The organism is Cupriavidus sp. GA3-3 (genome assembly GCF_000389805.1).
Lineage (GTDB): Bacteria > Pseudomonadota > Gammaproteobacteria > Burkholderiales > Burkholderiaceae > Cupriavidus > Cupriavidus necator_D.
Window position 1 is genome coordinate 26,517 of the sequence record NZ_KB944479.1, and the last position, 22,019, is coordinate 48,535.

The window sequence follows — 22,019 nt, forward strand, 5'->3', positions numbered from 1 at the left end:
GTTGGCGAGGGAAGGAACAGCCAGCGGCTTCATGGCAACGACAGGACCGAAAGCCGACACAATAGCTTTCTGCGCCATTGAACGGCGGTCGTCTGCACCCGCTCACGCCACCTCAGGGAGCGACGGTGCGTCAGCCCGCCTGCGTCGTTGCGAGCTCCGGCACCACGCCACTCGTCTGCAGCAACGTCTTGCGGAAGATCTCCACCAGCGGCCGCAGGTTGACCTTGTGCCAGGCCGCCCACAAGGGCGTGCGATAGCTGAACCACGACAGCTCGTGCAGCACCACGCCCGGTGGCGCCTGGTGGCGCAGGCTTTGCTGGATCGTGGTCACGCCGAGTCCCGCGGCCACGAGTCCCAGGGCGGCTAGCGGTTCGGTCGCCTCCATGGTGATCGTCGGCGTGAAGCCGGCTCTGGCGCAAGCCGCGATGAACGTGTCGTGCCGCAGCGCGGTTTCTTGGTGCATCACGCCGATCCATTTTTGCGCAGCCAGGTCATCCGGGCTGAGCTGCTCCGCTTTGGCAAGCGGGTGACCTTCGGGCAGCGCCAGCAGCATCGGATCATTGAGCACCTGGGCAGCCTCGAGGTCTGGATCGTCAGGTGGCGGCGGCTCGCAGACGAGTGCGATATCGAGGCTGCGCTGGCGCAGCCCCTCCAGTTGAACGTCCGACTGCTGGTTGTACAGCGCGATATGCACCGCAGGCCGGCTGTCGCGCAGTTCGCGCAAGGCATTCGGCAGCACGCCCGAGTGCATCGCGTATTCCAGGTAGCCGATGCACAGCCCGCCTTCGTCGCCGCGGCCAAGCCGTCGCGCCAGCGATTCGAGCCGGTTGGCATGCGTGAGGAATGCGCGGGTTTCGGCCAGGAACGTGCGGCCGTCGCGTGTGAGCCGGATGCGTTGCTGGGAGCGCTCGAACAACACCAGCCCGAGCTTTTCCTCGAGCTGGGCAATCTGCCGGCTAAGTGGCGATTGGGAGATATGGAGCCGTTCGGCGGCGCGTCCGACGTGCTCGTCTTCGGCCACGGCCACGAAATAGTGAAGTTGGCGGATATCTAGCATGTCCAGTCCTGAATTCAGACCTCTAAGGAATCAAGTCTTTCAAATTCTGTCTTGGACAGACTTAATTGGCAACCCTAGACTGCCTTCACCCCAACTTAATTTGTGGAGCAGTCATGAGCATCAAGGACAAACTGGCCGGTAACGTACTCGGCTTTGGTACCGCCCCGCTGGGCAATATGTTCCGCGACATCCCGGAAGCGGAGGCGCAGGCCACCGTGGACGCGGCCTGGGCGCAAGGCGTGCGCTACTACGACACCGCGCCGTTCTACGGCGCGGGCCTGGCCGAAATCCGGCTGGGCGAAGCGCTGTCCCGGCACCCGCGTGACGAATACGTGCTCAGCACCAAGGTCGGCCGCCTGATCCTGGACGAAGTCGAAGACGCCAGCGCGCGGGCGCTGGGCGAGAAAAGTGGCCTGTTCGCCGCCGGCCGCCCGAACAAGCTGGTCAACGACTACTCGGCGGACGCCACGCTGCGCTCGATCGAGGACAGCCTCAAGCGGATGAAGGCCGACCGCCTCGACATCGTGTGGGTCCACGACATCGCCCAGGACTTCTACGGCGACGAGTGGCTGGCCTATTTCGAGACCGCCCGCAAAGGCGCTTTCAAGGTGCTGACCCGGCTGCGCGAAGAGGGCGTGATCAAGGCCTGGGGCCTGGGCGTGAACCGCGTCGAGCCGATCGAACTGACGCTGGACCTGACTGAAGCGCAGCCGGACGGCTTCCTGCTGGCGGGCCGCTATTCGCTGCTCGACCATGAGCGCGCGCTGCAGCGCCTGATGCCCAAGGCCGCGGAGCGCAAGACCGAGATCGTGGTCGGCGGCCCGTACAGCTCGGGCATCCTGGCCGGCGGCTCGCACTTCGAGTACCAGAAGGCGCCGCCCGAGATCATCAGCAAGGTCGAGCGCATCAAGGCGATCGCGCAACGCCACGGCGTCAGCATCAAGGCCGCCGCGCTGCAGTTCGTGCTGGCCAACCCGGCGGTCGCCGCCGTGATCCCGGGTGCAAGCCGGCCCGAGCGCATCGCCGAGGACACCGCCGCGCTGAAGGCGGTCATTCCAGCCGATTTCTGGCGCGAGCTGCGCGAGCAGCACCTGGTCGCGGCAAATGCGCCGCTGCCTGGCGACAGCAACTGATCCGGGACCACATTCGATTCAAGGAGTCCACCATGGCACAAGCTTCTGCAACGATCACGCTGCCGGTTGCACCGGACCGCGTCTGGCAACTGATTGGAGGCTTCGATTCGCTGCCCGACTGGCTGCCGTATATCCCCAAGAGCGAACTGAGCGAGGGCGGCCGCGTGCGCAGCCTCGTCAATCCGGACGGCGACGCCATCGTCGAACGTCTCGAGGCCTTCGACAACAGCGCGCGCAGCTACACGTACTCGATCCTGCAGGCGCCGTTCCCGGTCACCGGCTACCGCTCCACGCTGCGCGTGGTCGGCATCGACGGGGACCAGGCATCGCGCGTCGAATGGTCCGGCCAGTTCACGCCGGCCGGCGTGAGCGATGACGACGCATCGCGGCTGTTCGAGGGCATTTATCGGGATGGCCTCAAGGCCCTGGAGGCAACGCTGGCCGGGGCGGCATCATGAGAGGGCCGATGGCCTTGTCGCTGGCTTTCGCGCTTATGTTCGGCGCGTTTGCACCGGCGCAGGCGGCTGTTGGCGTGCCTGGCGAAGGGCGCCTCCTGTTCCAGTACGGCGAGTAAATCCGTGGGGTGGCGCGCCGTCGCGCCACCTGCAGTGCCATTACGACGGTATCTTCATCAGGCCGTTATCGATGGAAATCCGATTCGCATCGATGGCGCGAGGCTGCAGAGGAGGGAGCGACTCTGCCGTGGTCGGTGCGGCTTGCCCGGGCCTGCCGGCGCGGGGAACGGGATGAATCACCTGGCTGTCCGGCAGCGGCTTCCCTTCACGGAGATGCGCCAGCATGGCCTCCAGCGCGCGCACTTGATAAATGGAAACCGGTGCCATGCGCACATCGAAGCCAGGTGAAGAGATACGGCTCTCTCCGTGCATGCCGCCGACGACCTCGATATAACGCAGCCGGCTCGCGCTCGGCTCATTCCGCGATTGGGTCGCGGCGTAAGGGCGACTGGTGAAATTCGGGCCCTCGATTTCGTCGCTTCTGCCATGAACGATGATGGCAGGCTTGCCGCGCAGTCGCGCCGAAGCCGCAATCGCATCGATGCCCCGGCGCACCCGCATGGCGGCGGGGTCTTCGCCGGTGAACAGGCGGCGCAGGCAAAGGGCGGCATCCATATCGTAGTCGTTGCGTCCCGTCGAGCGGGAGATCGATCGACCGTCTTCGCGAGGCCCGCGCGGATCGTCGTCATTGATCAGCGCAACTTGCGATCCATCGGGCGTTCCGCCCCAAAGCCGGGCGAAACGCTGCGCCAGCAATTGCGGGTCCGCCGCCCTGGGTGCGCCGTCACGGTCGACCGACGCGAAGCTGAGCTTGCACAGGTGCTCGTGGACCCGGAACTGGCCGAACTGGCTGGCCTGGCCCAGCACGCCCTGGTTGCCGATAGCAGAGGCTGCCGTGGCGATGTCGGCATCCGGCAGGAAGCCGAAATCATGCAGCTTGCGTAGCGCCTCTTGCGCCTGGGCTTTCACGGTCTGGCTGCGTAGCAATCCTTTCTCGGCGAGGGACTGGCAGCGATTGCTGGCAAAGGCGAGTCCGGAGGCGAGGGGATCGTCGGCGACTGCCAGTGCCGCACAGGCCTTGTACAGGTTTGCATACGACAGGAAATCATAGCTGCTGCGAGCGGATCCGGCCCAGCGCCTGCCCCGGTCGTCGATCACGATGTCCGGGTCGGCACGGATATAGATCTGCGGCGCAAGCGAAACGACCCCGTCGAGCAAATGGTGGTGGTCCTGCTCGGCCGCCCGCAGCACTGCCCCGCCGCCGTTCGAATATCCCGATGCAATCACCGTGATGCGCTCACGCGATAGTCGCTGCTGGCCTGGCCACGTGCGCGATTCGAGCTCGGCAAGCGCGAACGCGGCGGCATTCAGGACGGCGCGCCCCCAATCCGCCTCCTGGTTCCACCCGGCACTCGCCCATTTGAAGGCCAGCCGGTTTGGCTTGGCATGGGCGAATTGCCGGGCTTCCGGCGCCCCTGTCAGCACGTCAAGACGCAGGTCGGGGGCTGCCGTGGCGGTGGTCCCATCCTGCGTCGTCGAAGTTCCGCTATCGAGATCCTGGATGCCTGCGCCCGTGCCCTTGTCAGTCCACGCGACGGCACAGCCGCGCCTCAGTCCCCAGTACCCCGCCCGTTGCATGTCGGCCCAGACATTCTGGCTGCCCGGCGTGGCGGTGACCACCAGGCAAGCTGCGTCGGGCCTGAACGTGACCGGAACCTGAAGCAGGATGCTTGTGCTTCGCCCGGATGGACCGGCAGTGAACGCCAGCACTTCATCGCCGGCGAGCTTGCCGTCATCCTCATACAGTTTCCCCGTCGACGGATCGACGTTGGGTCCATACAGCGTGCCGAAGCCATTGGCGGGATTGCCAGGCCTGAGCAATACGGCGCGTCTCAATTCGGCCGCCGAGGGACGCAGCGGATCCTCGTAGGCCGGCCTGGCGGATCCGGAGAGCATGGCGGCGACGCCGTAGCCGCCGGTGATCAGGTCATCGCGTATCCCATCGTAATGGGTACGCCGGACAATATGCGTGTCCGGTGGCGGCATGGTCTGCGCCATCGATCCCGTTGCCGACAGAGAGGCCAGGCATGCGAGCAGGCCGAATTTGGCGCGCGTGGCGCCACGAAGTATCAATGCGTTCAAGATTCCGTCTCCTGAGCCATGCGGATGGATTGCCGCTGCATCCCAATGAGTAATCGTTGTAGCGGTATGGGACCGGCATAGATTAGGAGGCTGCTCCAGCCGCGAAAAATTCTTTTTTTTGCGACAAGAATAATTTTTTGTTATAGGCGTGGCATGAAGCGCGTTTGCACCGCGCGTTTGCACCGCGCGTTTGCGACGGTACGGCTACCCTCCGCGTGCAGCAGGCCCCGTGGATTCCCGGCGCACAAGCTTGATGGGCAGGATATCGTGGACAGGCGGCGTCAGCGCTCCCGCGCGAATGCGCTCTATCATGCGGCGTGCCGCCGTCCGGGCCATGGCCTCGACGGGTTGCTGGATCGACGTCAGCCCCACCAATGGCGATCCGGCGAGCGGCATGTCGTCGAAGCCAATGATGGACAACTGCCCCGGGACTTCGATGCCTTGCCGCTTTGCGGCCTCCAGCACACCCAGGGCAATCGTGTCATTGCCGGCAACAATGGCCGTGACCCGGTCCGGCCCATCGAGCATTCCCATCGCGCTGGAGTAGCCCGACTCGCTGGTGTAATCCCCCCACACGAGCGCGACACGGTTCGCATCCACGCCCGCATCCGCCAGCCACCTGAGTGCGCCTTGTGCCCGATCGCGGCTGGTCGAGGTGTTCTGCGGCCCCATGAACAGGCCGATGCGCCGATGGCCAAGCTGGAACAGATGCTCGACGGCGACCGCGCCGGCGTGGATGTTGTCGATCTCGACAATGTCGGTCCTGACCCTGTCCACGGACCGCACGACGAGAACCAGCGGCACGCCTCGGGCCTGCATTTCCGCAACGACGGGCGAATCCAGCGTCGCGGTGGCGAAGATCAGCCCATCCAGGTATCCGTCGATCAAGGGCCGGAACGCCAGGAGATTGCGGGCATCGTTCATCGAATCGATCATCAACGTGATCTGATAGCCGTACTCCTGCAAGGCATCGTGCAGATGCGTCAGGAACAGCGTCATGAAGCGGTTATGCAGCGCCCCGACGACGACGCCAATCAGCTTCGTCGATGTCTTCTTGGCGCGCCGCCCCTCCGTTGGCACGCGGTAGCCCATGTCTGCTGCCACCGCCATCACCGCGTCACGCGTTTGCATGCTGATGGCAGGGTGCCCGGCCAATGCCCGGGACACTGTCGAAACGGATACGCCAAGCCGTTGCGCGACCGCGTCCAGCGTGACCTTGTTCGTCGGCTTGTCGCCTCGCTTGATGTTTTCTGGCTGCATGATTTGCATTCGTTTGCGTGAATGCTAATGCCTGTTGGGCCGGATGCTGGTGCCAGATAGGGAAATTCTTGAGGTTTTGCACCAGCCTTGCATGCAAATCTGCGCGTACATTGCATTTCACTGCGCTTGCCGCATCACAGGGCAAGTTTCCTTTCCCACCTCAGGAACAGCAAATGGCAATCCAGCACCTCAAGCATGGCCGCAGCGCCAACGCGTCGTCGCGGGACGCAGCGAAAGTACGCGACACCGTGACCGCGATTCTCGCGGATGTCGCCGAACGTGGCGACGCAGCGGTCGCGGAACTGTCCGCGAAGTTCGATGACTGGCAGCCGGCAAGCTTCCGTCTGTCCGAAGACGAGATCGCAGCCTGCGTGCGTTCCCTGTCGCCGGGGCAGCTCGATGACATCAGGTTCGCCCAGGCACAGGTGCGCAACTTTGCCCAGGCGCAGCGCGAATCGCTGCGCGATATCGAAGTGGAAACGCTCCCCGGTGTAGTCCTCGGCCACAAGAACATGCCGGTCGACAGCGTGGCCTGCTATGTGCCGGGCGGCAAGTTTCCCCTGGTGGCTTCTGCCCATATGGGTGTCGTGACGGCCAAGGTGGCAGGCGTGTCCCGCATCATCACCGCTTCTCCGCCGGTTCAAGGCAGGCCGAATCCCGCAGTCGTCGCGGCCATGCATCTCGGCGGCGCGGACGAGATCTACACCTTCGGCGGGGTGCAGGCCATCGCTGCCATGGCATTGGGCACGCAAACCATCGATCCGGTATCGATGGTGGTAGGCCCCGGCAACGCGTTTGTCGCGGAAGCGAAGCGCCAGCTCTTCGGGCGGATCGGCATCGATCTGATTGCCGGGCCCTCCGAAACGCTCGTCATTGCCGACGACAGCGTGGATGCCGAACTGTGCGCGACGGACCTGTTGGGCCAGGCCGAGCATGGCTTCAATACGCCGGCCGTGCTGCTGACGAACTCGCTCAAGCTGGCGCAAGAGACCATGGCCGAGGTCGAGAGAATCCTGAACATTCTGCCGACGGCCAACACCGCCGGCGTGTCCTGGCGCGACTATGGCGAGGTCATCGTCGTCGATACGCTGGAAGAGATGGTCAGCGAGGCGGACCGCATTGCATCCGAGCACGTGCAGGTGATGACGCGCGACCCGGACTACTTCCTGAAGCACATGAAGCACTACGGCGCGCTGTTCCTCGGTCCGCGCACGAACGTCGCTTACGGAGACAAGGTCATCGGCACGAACCACACGCTCCCCACCGGAAAGGCGGCCCGCTACACGGGCGGCTTGTGGGTCGGCAAATTCATCAAGACCTGCACCTACCAGAAGGTGCTGACCGATGAAGCCAGCGCCATGATCGGGTCGTATTGCTCGCGGCTGTGCGCCATCGAGGGCATGACCGCGCACGGCGAGCAGGCCAACATCCGCGTACGGCGCTATGGGCACAAGGACGTTCCGTACGGATCGGCGGTTCCCGCCTGAGTCAGGCTTCTCAGTGAGAGGCAAGCGGGCACTCGTCACCGGCGCAGGACGCCTGCTCTCTCACTGGATTGGTGCGAGACGCGTGGGCGCCGACACAGCGCTCACGAAGCGACCAGGGCGCGCCTGTCTGCCCGGCTGAGCCACACCACCAGGAATCCCGCCGCAGCCAGCAGGCCGCCAGCGACTGGCACCGCACTGTAGCCGAGGTCCAGGCTGATGACACCGCCACCGAGCGCTGCGCCCAGGGCATTGCCGAGATTGAACGCGCCGACGTTGATCGACGAGGCGAGTCCCGGTGCTTCCGCCGCGGCTTCCATCACCCGCATCTGCACCGGCGGGACGACCGCGAAGGTCGCGGCTCCCCAGGCCAGTAGTCCAAGGGCCGCGGTGACGTGGTGGGAGAGGGCCAAGGGGAGCACCAGCATGATGATGGCGAGCGCCGAAAGGACGATCTTCGTCGCGCCATCGAGCGACCAGTCCGCGAGCCGTCCCCCCACGTGATTGCCGACCGTGAAACCAATGCCGATCAGCACGAGCGAGACGGTGACGAAGGTGTCGGATGCGCCGGTGAGATCGGCAAGCACTGGCGCGATATAGGTGTAGAGCGTGAACATGGCGCCCGCGCCCAGCACCGTTGTCGCCATCGCCAGCAACACCGGCGGGCGGGTGAGCACGGCCAGTTCCCGGCGCACATTGGGCGGGGTGCCGCGCTCGCCCTGCGGCAACGCCAGCCAAAGCGCGGCAATGGCGACCAGCCCCAGCACCGCGGTGCCGGCGAACGCCAGGCGCCAGCCGACCTGCTGCCCGATCCAGGTTGCCGCCGGCACGCCGCCGATGTTGGCGATGGTCAGTCCCATGAACATCGTTGCCACGGCGCTGGCCTGCTTCTCCTTCGGCACCACGCTCGCGGCCACCACGGCGCCAAGGCCGAAGAAGGCGCCATGGTTGAGGCTGGTGACCAGGCGCGACGCCAGCAGCGTGGCGTATCCCGGCGCCAGCGCCGACAGCAGGTTGCCGACGGTGAAGATGGCCATCAGCGCCATCAGTGCGGCGCGCTTGCCAAAGCGGCTGAACAGCAGGGTCATCACCGGCGCGCCGACCATCACCCCAACCGCGTACGCGGTAATCAGCATCCCCGCGGTGGGGATGCTGACGTCGACGCCTTCGGCGATCACAGGGAGCAACCCCATCGGGGCGAATTCGGTGGTGCCGATGCCGAAGGCGCCGATGGCGAGCGCTAGCAGTGCGGTATTGGATTTCATCGTGGCAGATCCTGGCAGGTGCCTTACGCCGCGGCCTTGCCGTCGTAGGCGGGATAGTCGGTGTAGCCTTCGGCGCCGCCGCCATAGTGGAGCGCGCGATCGGACATGGCCAGGGGCCAGTCATTCTCGAGGCGTGCCCTCGGTCACGATCAGGCCGGCGTCAGCGCGTTGGCTGTAGTAGAGCGCGTTGAGGTCGTTGGGAACCCCGTCCGGATTGCGGGAACGGGTCAGCGGCGCCATGGCGATCCGGTTAGCGAGCTGGCGCTCGCCCATGGTAAAGGGCTTGAACAGTAGACTCATTTTGGGACCTTGATCAGGGAGGGTGCGGCCACCGGGGGTACGTGGCCGCGGGCTCGGGAAGTTCGTCGATGGACCGCAGTTTGCGCGGTTTATATTTGTTGATTAAGCCGTGTATGGGTCAAATACTTTTGATTTCATATCAAATGTCAGGACCCGTCGTGCCGGGAGGGCAGGGCAGCAGCGGAGGCCGCCGCGCAGACCAGGCACGGGTGACCGCGATGACCCGGCGCTTATGCCGAAAAGTGCTCACCGGACCCATTGGCGCCGCGAGCGCCTTCTGAATAGGGATCGCGCGGGCTGTTGCCGCGTGCGCCATCCAGGTACGGGTCTGCCTGGCGCGCAGGACTGGCCGAGACACAGGTGCCGTCGAGTCCGGCAACCACTTGCAGGTCGGGATGCGAATCGGCTGCGTTGGCGCCGTCGTAGAACGGGTTGCGACGGTCATTGCCGCGCGCACCGTCCAGGTAGGGGTCGACCTTGCGGGTGGCAATGTAGCCATCCCGATTGGTGATCCTGGCGCCATCGGTATAGCCGTCCCGGTTGCTGATGCGGGCGCCGTCGGTGTAGGCGTCACGAGGCGTGTTCACGCGGAATGCTCTGCCGGCGGTTTCCGGCTGAGCGGCGGCGTGGGCCATGCCGGCGGTCAGGGCGGCGGCCAATGTGATGGCCGTGAGGATGGTCTTTGCTTGCATGATGCTCTCCTGTCTAGTCCGATCGGCCAGGCAACCCTTGGGTTTGGTCGCAGGGCCAGTCTGTCATCGAGATTGCAGCTTTTAAGTGATGCTATCTACTGGTAGATAGATGAGCGAATCAAAAAAAAGACTGCCGGGTTTCACTGTTAAGAATCCGGGCATTGCCCGGGGGTGACTGGAGTCTAGGTAGGGGCGATATGTCTGTCCAAGACGGAATACGTCGGACTTGAGACCTTGCAGGTCTTGTGGGCCGGTTTGCTCCCCTCTTCCGCCCGCGGGAGGGGCCCGGGGGTGGAGGCTGGCGCCTCAACGAAGTCCGGCCGCCACCCCGCAGCTCAGCGATGCCCCTTACTTTTCGACAAGACGGCCCAGCGTCTCCGGCACGATCGTAGCGCCCACCAGATAGACCAGCGTGACGGCCGCGAGGAAAACACCAAGGATCACCGGAAGGTCGGCGGGCGTGCCGGCGGCGAGCGAGGCCAGCGTCGGCATCATCCCGCCGATGGCGAAGCCGATGTTCCACGACAAGCCCGTGCCGGAGGCGCGGATGCTGGTGGGAAACCGCTCGTTCAGGAAGATGAGGATCGGCGCGAAGCCGGCGCACCCGAGCATGCTGAGCGCCACCGCGTAGACGCCGCGCAAGGTGGCGGTTGGCGCGGCCGGCATCCACTGGTAGAGCAGGGGCATCAGCACCAGGCTGAGGGCGCCGATCAGCAGGAAGGCGCGCTTGCGCCCGACCAGCGTGCTGAAATGCCCCGCTGCCACCGATGCGACGATCACACCGAGGCTGCTCAGCATCAGGATGGCCGAGGACTCGCCGGGGGATGCCTTGACCACGACCTTCAGAAAAGTGGGAAGGTAGCCGGAAGTCAGGTAGTAGGCGCTGCCCGCGCCCACGGTCAGCAGGATGTTGACCAGCAGGATGCCACGATACTCGCGCGAGAACAGCGTGCGCAGCGGATGCGCTTGCGGCTTGGCGTGGCCGCTGGCGGCCTTTGCCGCCTGCAGCTGCTTCCACAGCGGCGACTCCTCCAGCGAGTTGAAGATGACCAGCCCCAGCACCGAGCTGACGATGCCGGCAAAGAACATGCAGCGCCATCCCCAGACCTCGAAGGCGTCGCCGGGAAACAGCGCCGTCATTGCCATGTAAGTGATCGACGCCAGCAGCGCGCCGATGCCCGCGCCGCCGCCGCCCACCAGGCCGGAAACCGCGCCGCGCCACGACGGCGGCACCGATTCCGTGCCTATGGTATGCGTCGAAGCGACCACGCCGCCGACGAACACGCCCTGCACCAGCCGCAGCAGGATGAACAGCGCCGGCGCGAAGAGGCCGACCTGGGCGACCGTCGGCAGCAGCCCGAACGCCGCAGTCGACAGGCCGACGCCGGTGACGGCCACCACCATGGCACCCTTGCGCCCGTGCCGGTCCGCGTACGCGCCGAAGATGGCCGAGCCGAGCGGGCGCATCAGCAGCGTCACCGCGAATGACGCGTACACGGCCGCCAGCGACAGCATCGCGTGCTCGGACGGAAAGAACAGCTTGCCGATCACCGGCGCCACGAACAGCAGGATAAACAGGTCGAACAGGTCGAGCGCCCATCCCATGCACGAAGCCGTCACCGCGCCCAGCACCTGCCGGTTGTTCGCGGCCACGGGCGCCGCGCTCTGCGCGCCGCTGGTCGGCACCTTGTCATTTGCCAGCACTTCCATCGTTGTCTCCATATATTTTTGAATGAACGGCTCCCCGCGATGCCCGCCAGGGGCATCGTCGATAGGTCCGTATGCGTCCGTATCTCCGGCGCGGCAGGCGGGTCAGCCCCGCCCGCGCTCAGCTGCCGCGGAAATCGGGATTGCGCTTCGCGTGGAACGCTTCCACGCCTTCGCGGAAGTCGTCCGAGCTGCGCAGGCGGCTGTAGCAGTGCCCTTCGAGTTCGATGGCGGTCGACAGCGGTGCGTCCTCGGTGTCGTTGAGCAGCTTCTTGGCGGTGCGCTGGGCCAGCGGGGAGAAGGCACGCAGTTCGTCGACCAGCGCATCGGTGGCGGCTTCCAGCTCGGCGTCAGCGACGCAATCCACGGCGATGCCCCACTCGTACGCCTGGCGCCCCGGGATGCGGCGCGAGCGCATGACGATGTCCTTGGTGCGGCCCACGCCCACCATCTTCTGCAAGCGCGCCGAGCCGCCGGATCCCGGAATCTGGCCGAGCTTCTGCTCGGGCAGCGCGTATTCCGTGGTGGCGGTGGCGATGCGGAAGTCGCATGCCAGCGACAGTTCGAAGCCCACGCCGAAGCAGTAGCCCTGGTTGGCCGCGATCACCGGCTTGCTGCAGCGCGCCGGCGCCGCCACGTTCCACGCGAGCTTCGACACATGCTCCGGCGACGCTTCCAGGAAGCCGCGGATGTCGCCGCCGCTGGAGAAATGCTTGCCCAGCGCGCGCAGCACGATGACGCGCACGCGGTCATCGGCGTCCAGCGCCTCGAACACGGCACGCAACTGGTCGCGGGCCGCCATCGAGATCACGTTGTAAGGCGGGCGGTGCAGGATGATGTCCGCGCGCTCGCGGGCCGGGTCGATCTCCACGGAAAAACCGTCGAGGTCCTGCAGGCGCTGCTGGTCGGGATGGGTCAGTGCGAAGGCCTGGGTCATGTCGTTACTCCTTGATGGGGTCGCTGTGGGGAAGAGAGGAAAGTGCGCTGTATTCGCCCGCCGACAGCTTGCGGCGCAGGATCTTGCCGACCGGCGATTTCGGGATGTCGGCGACAAACACGTAGTCGCGCGGGCGTTTGAAGTTGACGAGGTCGGAGCCGCGGCAGTAGTCGTCGAGCGCGCCCGCGTCGACACAGCCGCGCGGCTTGACGAAGGCCACCACCTTCTGGCCCCAGCGGGCGTCGGGCACGCCGGCCACCGCCACCTCGTCCACGGCGGGGTGCAGGGACAGCACCGATTCGATATCGGCGGGCGAGATGTTTTCGCCGCCGCTGATGATCATGTCGTCGACCCGCCCGGTGACGAACAGGTCGCCGTCAGCGTCGAGGTAGCCGATGTCGCCGGTGAAGTACCAGCCGTCGCGCAGGGACTTGGCATTGGCGTCGTCGCGGTTCCAGTAGCCCTCGAAGGCCTCGTCGCCGCGCAGGTCGGCGATGATCTGGCCTTCCTCGCCGGGCGCGGCCAGTTCGTCCGGCGAGGCCGCGTCAAGCCGCGCCACGCGCAGCCGCGTGTTGAGGCCGGCGCGGCCCGCACTGCCGGGTTTGCGTGCCGCGTGCTGGTCGACGCTGAAGGTGTAGACCTCGGACGAGCCGTAGTGGTTGACGAACAACTCCGGTCGGAACGCGTGCTCGAGCCGGGTCAGCAGGCCATCGTTCATGGCGGCGCCGGCGAAGCCGAGCTTGGTGACGGTGCACACATCGTTGCTGTCGAAACCGGGCTCGGCCAGCAGGTCATGGTAGAGCGTGGGCACGAGATAGAGGCAGCTGACGCGATGGCCGGCGATGGCCTGCAGCGCCTGCGACGCGCTCCAGCGCCGCACGCAGACGAACAGGCCGTCCACCAGCGCCATGGCCAGCAGGGACCGCACGCCCATGGTGTGGTACAGCGGCATTACGCCCAGCGTCCGTTCGCCGCGCCGGTACAGGTTCTGCGCAACATGCGCCAGCGCGGCTGCGCGTTCCTGCCGGTGGCGGCGTGGAACACCTTTTGGCTTGCCGGTGGTGCCGGAGGTGTACAGCATGAGCGAGATGTCGCCGGCTTCAGCCTGCGTGCTGTCCCGGCGGGGCGTGGCACGGAGCAGGGTGTCGAACGACAGCGAGCCGCCCGGCGCGCCGTCCAGCGCGATGCAGGGGATTTCCTGCGCGGCGGGGCTGTCCAGCACCGCGTCGGCGCTGACCGGCTCGAACACCAGCGCCTTCACGCCGGCGTCGCGCACGCAGTAGTCCAGTTCGTCCGGCTTGGCGCGCCAGTTCAGCGGGACGATGACCAGGCCGGCGAACTGGCAGGCCCAGTGCAGGGTCGCCATCTCCCAGCGGTTCTGCAGGATGGCGAGCACGCGGTCGCCCGGCTGCAGGCCCAGGTCGAGCAAGCCGGCGGCCACGCCGCGAATGCGCGCAAGCCATTGCTCGTAGGTCAGCAGCAGGTCGCCGTCGACGATGGCGGGGGCGTGGGGGCTGCGCTCCACGCTTTGCAGGAAGGTGCGGCCGAGATCAAGCATCGCAGTGCTCCTCGGCAAGGGGTGCCGCAATCCGGCGCAAGCGCGCGCGGCTGGCGGCCACGTCGAGGACGGCGGCGACGATCGGCGTGTAGCCCGTGCAGCGGCACAGGTGGCCGGACAGCATGTCGCGCACCTGCGCCTCGGTCGGCTCGGGCACCCGCTCCAGGTAGTCCGCGCACGACATCAGGATGCCGGCCGTGCAGAAGCCGCACTGCAGCGCATGGTGGCGGCGGAAGGCTTCCTGCAGGTCGCCCAGGCCTTCGCGCGGGGCCAGTCCTTCGACGGTATCGATGGCGCGGCCATCGGCCTGCACTGCCAGCATCAGGCAGGAACGCGCGGCGACGCCGTCCACCCGCACCGTGCATGCGCCGCAGACACCGTGCTCGCAGCCGACGTGGGTGCCGGTGGCGCCGAGCTCATGGCGCAGGAAGTCGGACAGCAGCTCGCGCGGCGCGCATAGGCCGCTGCGTTCGGTGCCGTTCAGGGTCAGGGTGATGCGCTGGCGCTCATCGCGCCGCATCACCGGGGGCGCACCCAAAGGTGCGCCGTGGGGGGTCTTGCTCATCTTGCCTCCTCGATTACGCGCATGCCCAGTTGCCGCACCAGGTGGCGGCGGTACTGCGCGCTGACATGGGCGTCGTCCTGCGCGCCCAGCTTCCAGCTGAAATCGTTGATTGCCTCGGCCAGCGCCTTGCCCTGCAGGCGTGGCCAGGTCTCGAGCACCGGCCGGTCAGCCACGCCGCCCACGGCCAGCGCAATGGCGTCGTCCGTGACGATGGCGGCGCACGCCGCCAGCGCGAAGTCGCCATGCCGGGCCGAGAACTCCGCAAAGCCGTAGCGCGCGCCGGGGCGCCGAAGCGGGAAGCGCACCGCTTCCACCAGCTCGTCGGGCTCGCGCGCCGTCATCAGCATGCCGCGGAAGAACTCGGCGGCCGGCAGCACGCGGCGCCGGCGCAGCGAGCGCAGCACCACCTCGCCGCCGAGCGCGGTGAGCACCAGCGGCAGCTCGGCGCTCGGATCGGCGTGGGCGATGGAGCCGCACACGGTGCCGCGGTTGCGGATCTGGAAATGCGAGATATGAGGGAAGGCGAGCGCGAGCAGCGGCACCTCGCTGGCCAATGACGGGCGCCATTCCACGCTGCCTTGCGTGGCGGCAGCGCCCACCACCAGATGGCCGTCTTCCACGCGCACGGTATCCAGGTCAGGGGTGCGCGAGATGTCGACCAGCAGTTGCGGCTGCGCGAGGCGCATGTTCAGCACGGCCATCAGCGACTGGCCGCCGGCCAGCACGCGGGCACCCTCGCCGGCATGGGCCAGCGCTTCCAGCGCATGCTGCGCGGATTCGGCGCGCAGGTAGTCGAATGCGGCGGGTTTCATCGACGGACTCCCAGGAGCGCCAGCAGGCGCGCGATCCAGCCCGGCTTGCGCGCGGGCTTGCCCCCGGCCTGGCGGCCGAGCGATTCGAACAGCTGGCGCAGCACCACCTTGGCCGCGCCTTCGAGCATGCGGCCGCCGACCGCGGCGACCTTGCCGGACACCTCGGCCTCGTAGTCATAGGTGAGACGGGTGCCGGCACCGTGCGGGGCCAGTTCGACCAGGCCCGCGCCGCGCGCGCTGCCGAGCGACGACAGGCCCGCGCCCGCGAGCCGCAACCGATGCGGCGGCTCCAGGTCGGACAGCGCGATCTCGGCTTCGTAGCGGGCCTTGATCATGCCCACGCCCACGGTCACGTCGGCGCGATAGCGGTTGTCGCCGATGGGCACGAGCGCGTGGCAGCCCGGCACGACCTTGGCCAGCGCCTGCGGGTCGAGCAGGACGGCGAAGACGGCCTCGGGCGTGGCGTCCAGGTCGACGGTGCCGCGCGCGCTCAGGGCCTTGCCGCCCTTGCCGCCGCTCTTGTTGTTTGCCGAGGCCTCTCTTGCTGCCTCGGCCAGTTCCGGACGCGATGGCGGCGGGTCGTCGAAGCCGATCATCGCCATCACCCTGGCGGGCGTGAGCGGCAGGCGGATGTCGCGCACGCCGAGCGCATCGGCCACCGCGTTGGCGACGCATGGCGGCGTGCTCATGTTGTTGCCCTCGCCGAGGCCCTTGGCACCGAGCGGCGTGAACGGGCTCGGCGTCTCCAGGTGGACGATGAGCGGGTCGGGCACCTCGCACGTGGTCGGCATCAGGTAGTCCGCCAGCGTGCCGGACTGGAAGCTGCCGTCCGGGCCGTAGCGGAACTCCTCCATCAGCGCCGCGCCCAGCCCCTGCGCGAAGGCGCCGCGGATCTGGCCGTCGGCCAGCGCCGGGTTGAGCAGCTTGCCGGCGTCGTGCGCGGTTACGTACCGGTCGATGCGCACGCGTCCGGTGGCACGGTCGATCTCGACGCCGCACAGGTCGAAGGCAAAGCCGTAGCAGGCGGAGGTGTTGACGCGGTCCTGCTCGTCCGGAGCGTCGAGGTTGGGGGGCGACCAGAACACGGTTTCGCGCAGGCCGGGCTCCTCACCGGCCGGCAGCAGCTGCGGCGACCAATGCGGCGCGTTACTGGCCGCGCGCGCAAAGGGCAGGGCGGTATCGGGCGCGCCCCGGCGCACGATGCGGCCATCCGCGAAGACCAGTTCGGCCGGGTCGCAGCCCAGGTGCGAGGCCACGATGCGCGCCAGCTTGTCGCGCACGCGCGTGGCGGCCAGGTGCACGGTGCCGGCCACGGCGCCGGCGAAGCGGCTGGAATAGTTGCCGGCGGCCACGGACCACGCATCCTTGTGCGTGTCGAACTCGACGTTGACCACGACGTCGCCCGGATCGATGCCGAGCACGTCGGCCACGACCTGCGCCGACACGGTCATGTGGCCCTGTCCCGCCGGCGTGGACGCGATGGTCACCACCACGCCGCCGAGCAGGTCCACGCTGACCGTGGCGCTGGCGATGGCGCCGTTCTTCGGGCCCGCCTTGCGGCGTGCCTCGGCCGGCGTCGCGGTGGTGATATAGCCCATGTTCGACACCGAGGGCTCGACGATGGCCGCGAAGCCGATGCCGTACAGCCTGCCCTCGGCGCGCGCGGCGTCGCGGCGGCGAGTGAGTTCACCGTAGTCGCCCGCTTCCAGCGCGCGCGACAGCGCCAGCTGGTAGTTGCCGGAGTCGAGCAGCGCGCCCGCCGCCGCGCGATAGGGAAAGGCATCGGCGGGCACGAAGTTGCGGCGGTAGACGTCGAGCGGATCCAGGCCCAGCTCCACCGCGATCCGCTGCACCAGCCGCTCCAGCGCGAAGTACACCTGCGGCCCGCCGAAACCGCGCACGAGGCCGGTCGGTGTCTTGTTGGTCAGCACCACGCGGTTGCGCACCAACAGGTTCGGGATCGAGTAGGCACCGGTCAGCAGGCCATGCATGCGGTAGAAGGTGGCGGGCTCCGGCGCACGCAGGTAGCCGCCGCAATCCTCGAGCTGGTCGTACGAGAGCGCGACGATGCGGCCGTCCGCCTCGACCGCGGCTTCCAGGGTGGAAAGCCGCGCGGTGGCAGACGTGGCGGCGCTCAGGTGCTCGAGCCGGTCTTCCACCCATTTCACCGGCGCGCCCGCCTTGCGCGAGGCAAGGCACATCAGCACCACGTAGGGGAACACCGCCTGCTTGACGCCGAAGCTGCCGCCCGAGTCGCGCGGCGCGACATGGCGCAGGCGGTTGGCCGGGACCTGCAGCGCCATCGCCATCACGGCATGCAGCGAGAACGGCCCCATGAAGTTGGAAGTGACCTGGTAGCCCTCGTTGCCCGGCAAGTGCTCGGCAACCACCACGCCACACTCGATCGGCGTGCATGTGTTGCGCGGGTAATGGGCGGTCAGCGCCACGCGGTGCGGCGCGGCGGCAAAGGCGGCCTCGGGGTCGCCGTAGCGGAAATGGCGGTCGCTGGCCACGTTGCTGCCGAGACCGGGATGCAGCACGCTCGCGTCGTCGGCGATGGCGGCCTCGATCGACACCACCGGCGGCAACACGCGGTACTCCACCCGCATGAGATCGAGCGCATCCTCCGCCAGTGCGCGGCTCTCGGCCACCACCACGGCCACCGGCTCGCCCACGTAGCGCACGCGCTCCATGGCCAGTGCCCACTGTTCCATCGGCGCCTTCACGCCCACCACGAAGGGCTTCGACCAGGAAGGCAGGTCGGCCCCCGTCAGCACGGCACGCACGCCCGGCGCCTGCAACGCGGCGGCGCAGTCGATGGCGCCGAGTTCGGCATGCGCGTGCGGCGAGCGCAGGATGGCGGCGTGCAGGGTGCCGGGCCTGACGCCGAGGTCGTCGGCGTAGCGGCCGCGGCCGGTCAGGATGGCGGCGTCCTCGACGCGCGGCATCGGGCGGCCGACATGTGGCGCCGGCCGGGTCTGCTGTGTCTCCACCGTGCTGGTCGTTTCGCCAGCATCGAATCTTTTCATTCGCGACTCCGTTCCGTGCGACGGAACCGCGCCGGAAGGCGATGGGGCCGTGCAACGTCAAACGGAGATTAGTGACATCTCGATATAAGATCTAATATTGATTTCTGATTAAGTTCATCATTGTTGATGATGGATAAGGGTCTTCCCGGAGGCAAGCGGATGCGCAGTAAGCTGGTTAAATGCCCAAGTTTTCGCCATCGCGAGCCGCCCTTGCTTCATCACTAAAATTGATGCCGGAACGACAATGCCATTGATACCAACCCATGGACCTTAAGCAAATCCAGTACTTCATCGCGCTGTTCGAGGACGGCTCCGTCACGCGCGCGGCCAAGCGCCTGAATATCGTGCAGCCGGCGCTCAGCATGCAGATCGCGCGGCTGGAAGAGGAGTTCGGACAGAAGCTGTTCGACCGCATCCCGCACGGCATGGTGCCGACTGCTGCGGGTCGCATGATGTACCGCCTGTTCCTGCCCATCGTGCGCGACATCGCCGGCGCGCGGCAGCAGATGATGCAGCGCGAGGAGCAGATGGCCGGCCGCATCACGCTTGGCATGGTGGCCTCCGAGACGGAGAGCGTGCTGGTGGGATCCCTGGCCCGCTTCAATGCGCGCTATCCGAACGTAGAGGTATCCGTGGCGGACGGCTTCAGTGCCGCGCTGATCGATCTCGTTTCCGCCGGCCAGCTTGACGCGGCCGTGGTGCATCGCCAGCGCGGCCGGCCGGCGCTGCATGTGCAACCGCTGCACGACGAGGAAATGGTGCTGGTGACCAGCGTCGAACACGGCCCCGAACTGCCGGAATCGGTAGAGATGGCGAAGCTGCCAGGACTGGAACTGGTGCTGCCGACCAAGCGGCATGGCCTGCGCGTGGTGCTGGACACGGCGACGCAGGCGCAGGACGTCACCCTTGCGCCGAAGTTCGAGATCGACATCCTCGGCACCATCGTCCAGTTCGTGCAAGCGACGCGCTTTGCCACTGTGCTGCCGCGCATCGTGGTGCTGCGCGCCGTGGAAGAGGGACGGCTGCGGATGCATACCATCATTGCGCCGCGCATCGTGCGGCATCTGGTTTGCGTGAGCCATCCGCAACGGCCGCTGAGCACGGCGGCCGAGGCGTTGATCGCGATCGTTGCGGAGGAAATTAGGCGGGTTTCCGGGGTGGCTTAACGAGGTGGCTTAACGGTGGGGGTGATCGCCTGGGCACTGACGCAGGGGCCGGTGCGGTTGTCGCAACCGTTATCGGTCAATCCAGTCTTTTCATTACCGGGATCGGCCTGGCTCTCTTACTGTTCAGGCTGCGGTCCAGCGACACGCCGCGAGTGCCGCGCGTGCAAGAGGCCAACCCGCTCGGCCTCCAACGGCTTGTGAAAGGAAGAATCGAATGCTCAAACGCCTCTGGAAATCTCTTGGTGTCGCACTGGCCCTTTGTTGCGGCTTTGGCCCGGTCCATGCGCAGTCCGCCGCGCCCATCACGATGGGCCAGATCAACCGGACCTTCTACGTGGCGACCGGCGCCGTGATACAGGCCGTGCTCGAGGACCTTGGCCATGGCGTCAAGGTGACGGAAGGCAATCATCCGGCCATATACGATCGCCTTGGCAAGGGGGAGGTCGATATGCTTGTCGCCTCCTGGCTGCCGCATGCGCATGGCAAGCTGCAGGCACCACTTGCCAGCCAGCTGGTTGAGGCGGCCACGCTTTACGAGGGGGCCCGCCTGTATTGGGCAGTACCGGCCCATGTGCCGGCATCGGTGGTGCGTTCGGTGGATGACCTGAAGAAGCCCGATGTCATCGCCCGCATGGACAAGGAAATCGTCGGCGTGGGCCCGGGATCGGGCCTGATGGTCGGATCCGCAGAAATCATGCAGCGCTACGGCCTCGAATCCGCCGGCTACCAGTTGAAGCTGGGCAAGCCCGACGAATGGGCGAAGCGGCTGGCAAACGCTTCCGCGTCCGGCAAATGGATGGTGATGCCGTTGTGGCAGCCGCAGTACCTCAACGCGCTGTACCCGGTGCGCGTGCTCGACGAGCCCGCGGGATTCTTTGGCACGGACCGCGCGGTGGTGGTGGTGCGTAAGGCCGTCTGGGAATCGTGGCCCGCGCGCACGCGTACCGTGGTGTCGCGGATCCAGCTGGGGATTCCAGTCGTGACGGACCTTGAACGGCAGATCGTCGTCGACCGGAAGCCGCCGGCGGCTGTCGCGCGCGACTGGATGAAGGCAAATCCGGAAATCGTGCGCGCATGGTTTGCCTCGTGAACGTGCGGCTTGTGCCCGGCTTTCTTTCGTTTCGCAGGGGATGGACGGCGCGCTAGCGCAATGCGCCCTGGCTATTTCCCTGTTCACTACCCTTACTAAATGCGCCAGGATCCCTGAATGCATGTCGCTGCCAGGCGCAGCGACATGTAGTTCGGTGGCATCCTGATTTGGCAGATCCCTCGCGCATTCCTGCCCCAGGCCGTCGGGGCCGCCATACCACTCAACCCACTCAGGGGCCGTTCCATCGGCCTCTCTTTGCGCTCCAGCCGTGACTGGATCGAGCAGACCTCCCTCCGGCTCGACGCAACCTTCCGCTTGCCACCGCTGCGCCGACCAAGCCAGCCTGGCCCGACAACAGCCCGATTTGCCTCTCTGAACCATTAGCGGCCTGGCCGGGTTAACGCTGATGGAAGGCCCATATTTGTGTACATAGAATCCATAAAAACACACGAAGTATAAAAACGAACACGCAGTTCAATTTCAACGGAGCACACAGCCATGGGTGAAATCCGGGCGGAAACGCGCAATGCGATCCGCATCCTGACTATCTGCAATGAACGCATCCGCAACGCGTTCGACGAGGCCATGTCAGTAGCGTTGCTCGCCGCATTCGACGAGGCAGAGGCGGATCCGCGCATTCGCGTCGTGGTCGTCACTGGCGCCGGCGACCTTGCATTTTCGAGCGGGCACGACCTGAAGGAACTTGCTTCAGGTGCGCATGCCCGCAGCACTGTCGGCGAGGCGCCGTTCGTGCGGCCGTTGACCATGAAGAAGCCGGTGCTCGCGGCGATCAATGGCCACTGCTGGGCGGCGGGTTTCATGCTCGCGCTGTCTTGCGACCTGCGCATCGCCAGCAATAACGCGGTGTTCGGCTCGCCGGGCGCACGCCTCGGCATCCTGCCCGAGGGCGGCCAGCTGTACCGGTTGCCGCAGTTGATTGCGCCGACGCGAGCGCTCGAAATGATGCTGACCGCGACCCCGATGAGCGCCTATGACGCCGCGAGCTGCGACCTGGTGTCACGGCTGGTGCCAAATGGCGGGGCGCTTGCCGAAGCCATCGCGCTCGCCGAAGTGATCGCATCGCGCTCGCCGGCGGTCGTGCAGGCGGTGAAGTCGGGGTTCAACCTCGGCCTGCGCGAGGGCAGCGTGCGCGCCGAGCGCTACGAGGCCGAGACCGCCCACATCCTGCATCAAGGCGACGACGCCCGCGAAGGGATTGCCGCGTTCCTCGAGAAGCGGGCGCCGCGCTTCGCGGACCAGCCTGCCTTGGCCAACCCGTTGTCCGCCGAACATCCTGGAGCCTGATC

The 22,019-nt window shown here is 66.7% G+C and carries 17 protein-coding genes and 1 pseudogene; 6 read left to right on the top strand and 12 right to left on the bottom strand.

The features are described from left to right. Window positions 1-130: 130 nt before the first annotated feature. The gene (locus tag C265_RS15660; protein ID WP_010811786.1) at window positions 131-1,057 is read right to left on the bottom strand and encodes a LysR substrate-binding domain-containing protein; all 927 of its coding nucleotides are present in this window, start codon (window positions 1,055-1,057) and stop codon (window positions 131-133) included. Between the two features lie 113 nt (window positions 1,058-1,170). Between C265_RS15660 and C265_RS15665 the strand changes: the two genes are divergently transcribed. Together C265_RS15665 and C265_RS15670 are read left to right on the top strand one after the other, a co-directional pair. Then, window positions 1,171-2,190, top strand: a complete 1,020-nt coding sequence (locus C265_RS15665; RefSeq protein WP_010811787.1) for an aldo/keto reductase — start codon at window positions 1,171-1,173, stop codon at window positions 2,188-2,190. Between the two features lie 32 nt (window positions 2,191-2,222). Then, the gene (locus C265_RS15670) at window positions 2,223-2,648 is read left to right on the top strand and encodes an SRPBCC family protein (RefSeq protein ID WP_010811788.1); all 426 of its coding nucleotides are present in this window, start codon (window positions 2,223-2,225) and stop codon (window positions 2,646-2,648) included. A 156-nt stretch (window positions 2,649-2,804) separates the two neighbouring features. Here C265_RS15670 and C265_RS15675 read toward each other — a convergent pair whose 3' ends face one another. Both C265_RS15675 and C265_RS15680 read right to left on the bottom strand, forming a co-directional pair. Then, window positions 2,805-4,847 (bottom strand): 3-hydroxybutyrate oligomer hydrolase family protein, encoded by a 2,043-nt coding sequence (locus tag C265_RS15675; RefSeq protein ID WP_144062248.1) that lies wholly within the window; start codon window positions 4,845-4,847, stop codon window positions 2,805-2,807. 204 nt (window positions 4,848-5,051) lie between these two features. Then, complete coding sequence (locus C265_RS15680; RefSeq protein ID WP_010811790.1) at window positions 5,052-6,116, bottom strand: LacI family DNA-binding transcriptional regulator; 1,065 nt, start codon at window positions 6,114-6,116, stop codon at window positions 5,052-5,054. 164 nt (window positions 6,117-6,280) lie between these two features. Here C265_RS15680 and hisD point away from each other — a divergent pair, with 164 nt between their 5' ends. Continuing rightward, complete coding sequence (gene hisD, locus C265_RS15685; protein ID WP_010811791.1) at window positions 6,281-7,594, top strand: histidinol dehydrogenase; 1,314 nt, start codon at window positions 6,281-6,283, stop codon at window positions 7,592-7,594. A 101-nt stretch (window positions 7,595-7,695) separates the two neighbouring features. Here hisD and C265_RS15690 read toward each other — a convergent pair whose 3' ends face one another. The 9 genes and pseudogenes from C265_RS15690 to C265_RS15730 all read right to left on the bottom strand — a co-directional run bounded on the left by C265_RS15690 (window position 7,696) and on the right by C265_RS15730 (window position 18,456). Beyond that, window positions 7,696-8,856 carry an MFS transporter gene (locus C265_RS15690; RefSeq protein ID WP_010811792.1) on the bottom strand — a complete coding sequence of 387 codons (1,161 nt, stop codon included), beginning with the start codon at window positions 8,854-8,856 and terminating at the stop codon, window positions 7,696-7,698. Window positions 8,857-8,985: 129 nt separating this feature from the next. Continuing rightward, window positions 8,986-9,156: pseudogene (locus C265_RS15695) on the bottom strand (alkene reductase); the annotation flags it as partial. Between the two features lie 230 nt (window positions 9,157-9,386). After that, on the bottom strand, window positions 9,387-9,848 hold the full coding sequence (locus C265_RS15700) for a hypothetical protein (RefSeq protein WP_010811793.1): 462 nt from the start codon (window positions 9,846-9,848) through the stop codon (window positions 9,387-9,389). Window positions 9,849-10,196: 348 nt separating this feature from the next. After that, window positions 10,197-11,558: an MFS transporter gene (locus C265_RS15705; RefSeq protein ID WP_010811794.1), complete on the bottom strand. Its 1,362-nt coding sequence runs from the start codon at window positions 11,556-11,558 to the stop codon at window positions 10,197-10,199. Window positions 11,559-11,676: 118 nt separating this feature from the next. Next, on the bottom strand, window positions 11,677-12,492 hold the full coding sequence (locus C265_RS15710) for an enoyl-CoA hydratase/isomerase family protein (RefSeq protein ID WP_010811795.1): 816 nt from the start codon (window positions 12,490-12,492) through the stop codon (window positions 11,677-11,679). A 4-nt stretch (window positions 12,493-12,496) separates the two neighbouring features. Further along, window positions 12,497-14,050, bottom strand: coding sequence for an AMP-binding protein (locus C265_RS15715; RefSeq protein WP_010811796.1), 1,554 nt, complete (start codon window positions 14,048-14,050; stop codon window positions 12,497-12,499). Then, on the bottom strand, window positions 14,043-14,615 hold the full coding sequence (locus C265_RS15720; protein WP_010811797.1) for a (2Fe-2S)-binding protein: 573 nt from the start codon (window positions 14,613-14,615) through the stop codon (window positions 14,043-14,045). Before C265_RS15720 ends, C265_RS15715 begins: the two co-directional genes overlap by 8 nt. Next, a complete protein-coding gene (locus C265_RS15725; RefSeq protein WP_010811798.1) occupies window positions 14,612-15,427 on the bottom strand; it encodes a xanthine dehydrogenase family protein subunit M in 816 nt (271 codons plus the stop codon). The genes C265_RS15720 and C265_RS15725 overlap by 4 nt, the downstream gene beginning before the upstream one ends. Beyond that, window positions 15,424-18,456, bottom strand: coding sequence for a molybdopterin cofactor-binding domain-containing protein (locus tag C265_RS15730; protein ID WP_010811799.1), 3,033 nt, complete (start codon window positions 18,454-18,456; stop codon window positions 15,424-15,426). Before C265_RS15730 ends, C265_RS15725 begins: the two co-directional genes overlap by 4 nt. Before the next feature lie 263 nt (window positions 18,457-18,719). On the opposite strand from C265_RS15730, the gene C265_RS15735 reads away from it, so the two are divergent. From C265_RS15735 to C265_RS15745, 3 genes are all read left to right on the top strand, one after another. Then, entirely contained in the window at window positions 18,720-19,622 is a 903-nt protein-coding gene (locus tag C265_RS15735; RefSeq protein WP_010811800.1) for a LysR family transcriptional regulator, read from the top strand. A 307-nt stretch (window positions 19,623-19,929) separates the two neighbouring features. After that, window positions 19,930-20,712, top strand: a complete 783-nt coding sequence (locus tag C265_RS15740) for a glycine betaine ABC transporter substrate-binding protein (protein ID WP_010811801.1) — start codon at window positions 19,930-19,932, stop codon at window positions 20,710-20,712. A gap of 498 nt (window positions 20,713-21,210) precedes the next feature. After that, the gene (locus C265_RS15745) at window positions 21,211-22,017 is read left to right on the top strand and encodes an enoyl-CoA hydratase/isomerase family protein (RefSeq protein ID WP_010811802.1); all 807 of its coding nucleotides are present in this window, start codon (window positions 21,211-21,213) and stop codon (window positions 22,015-22,017) included. Window positions 22,018-22,019: the final 2 nt, after the last annotated feature.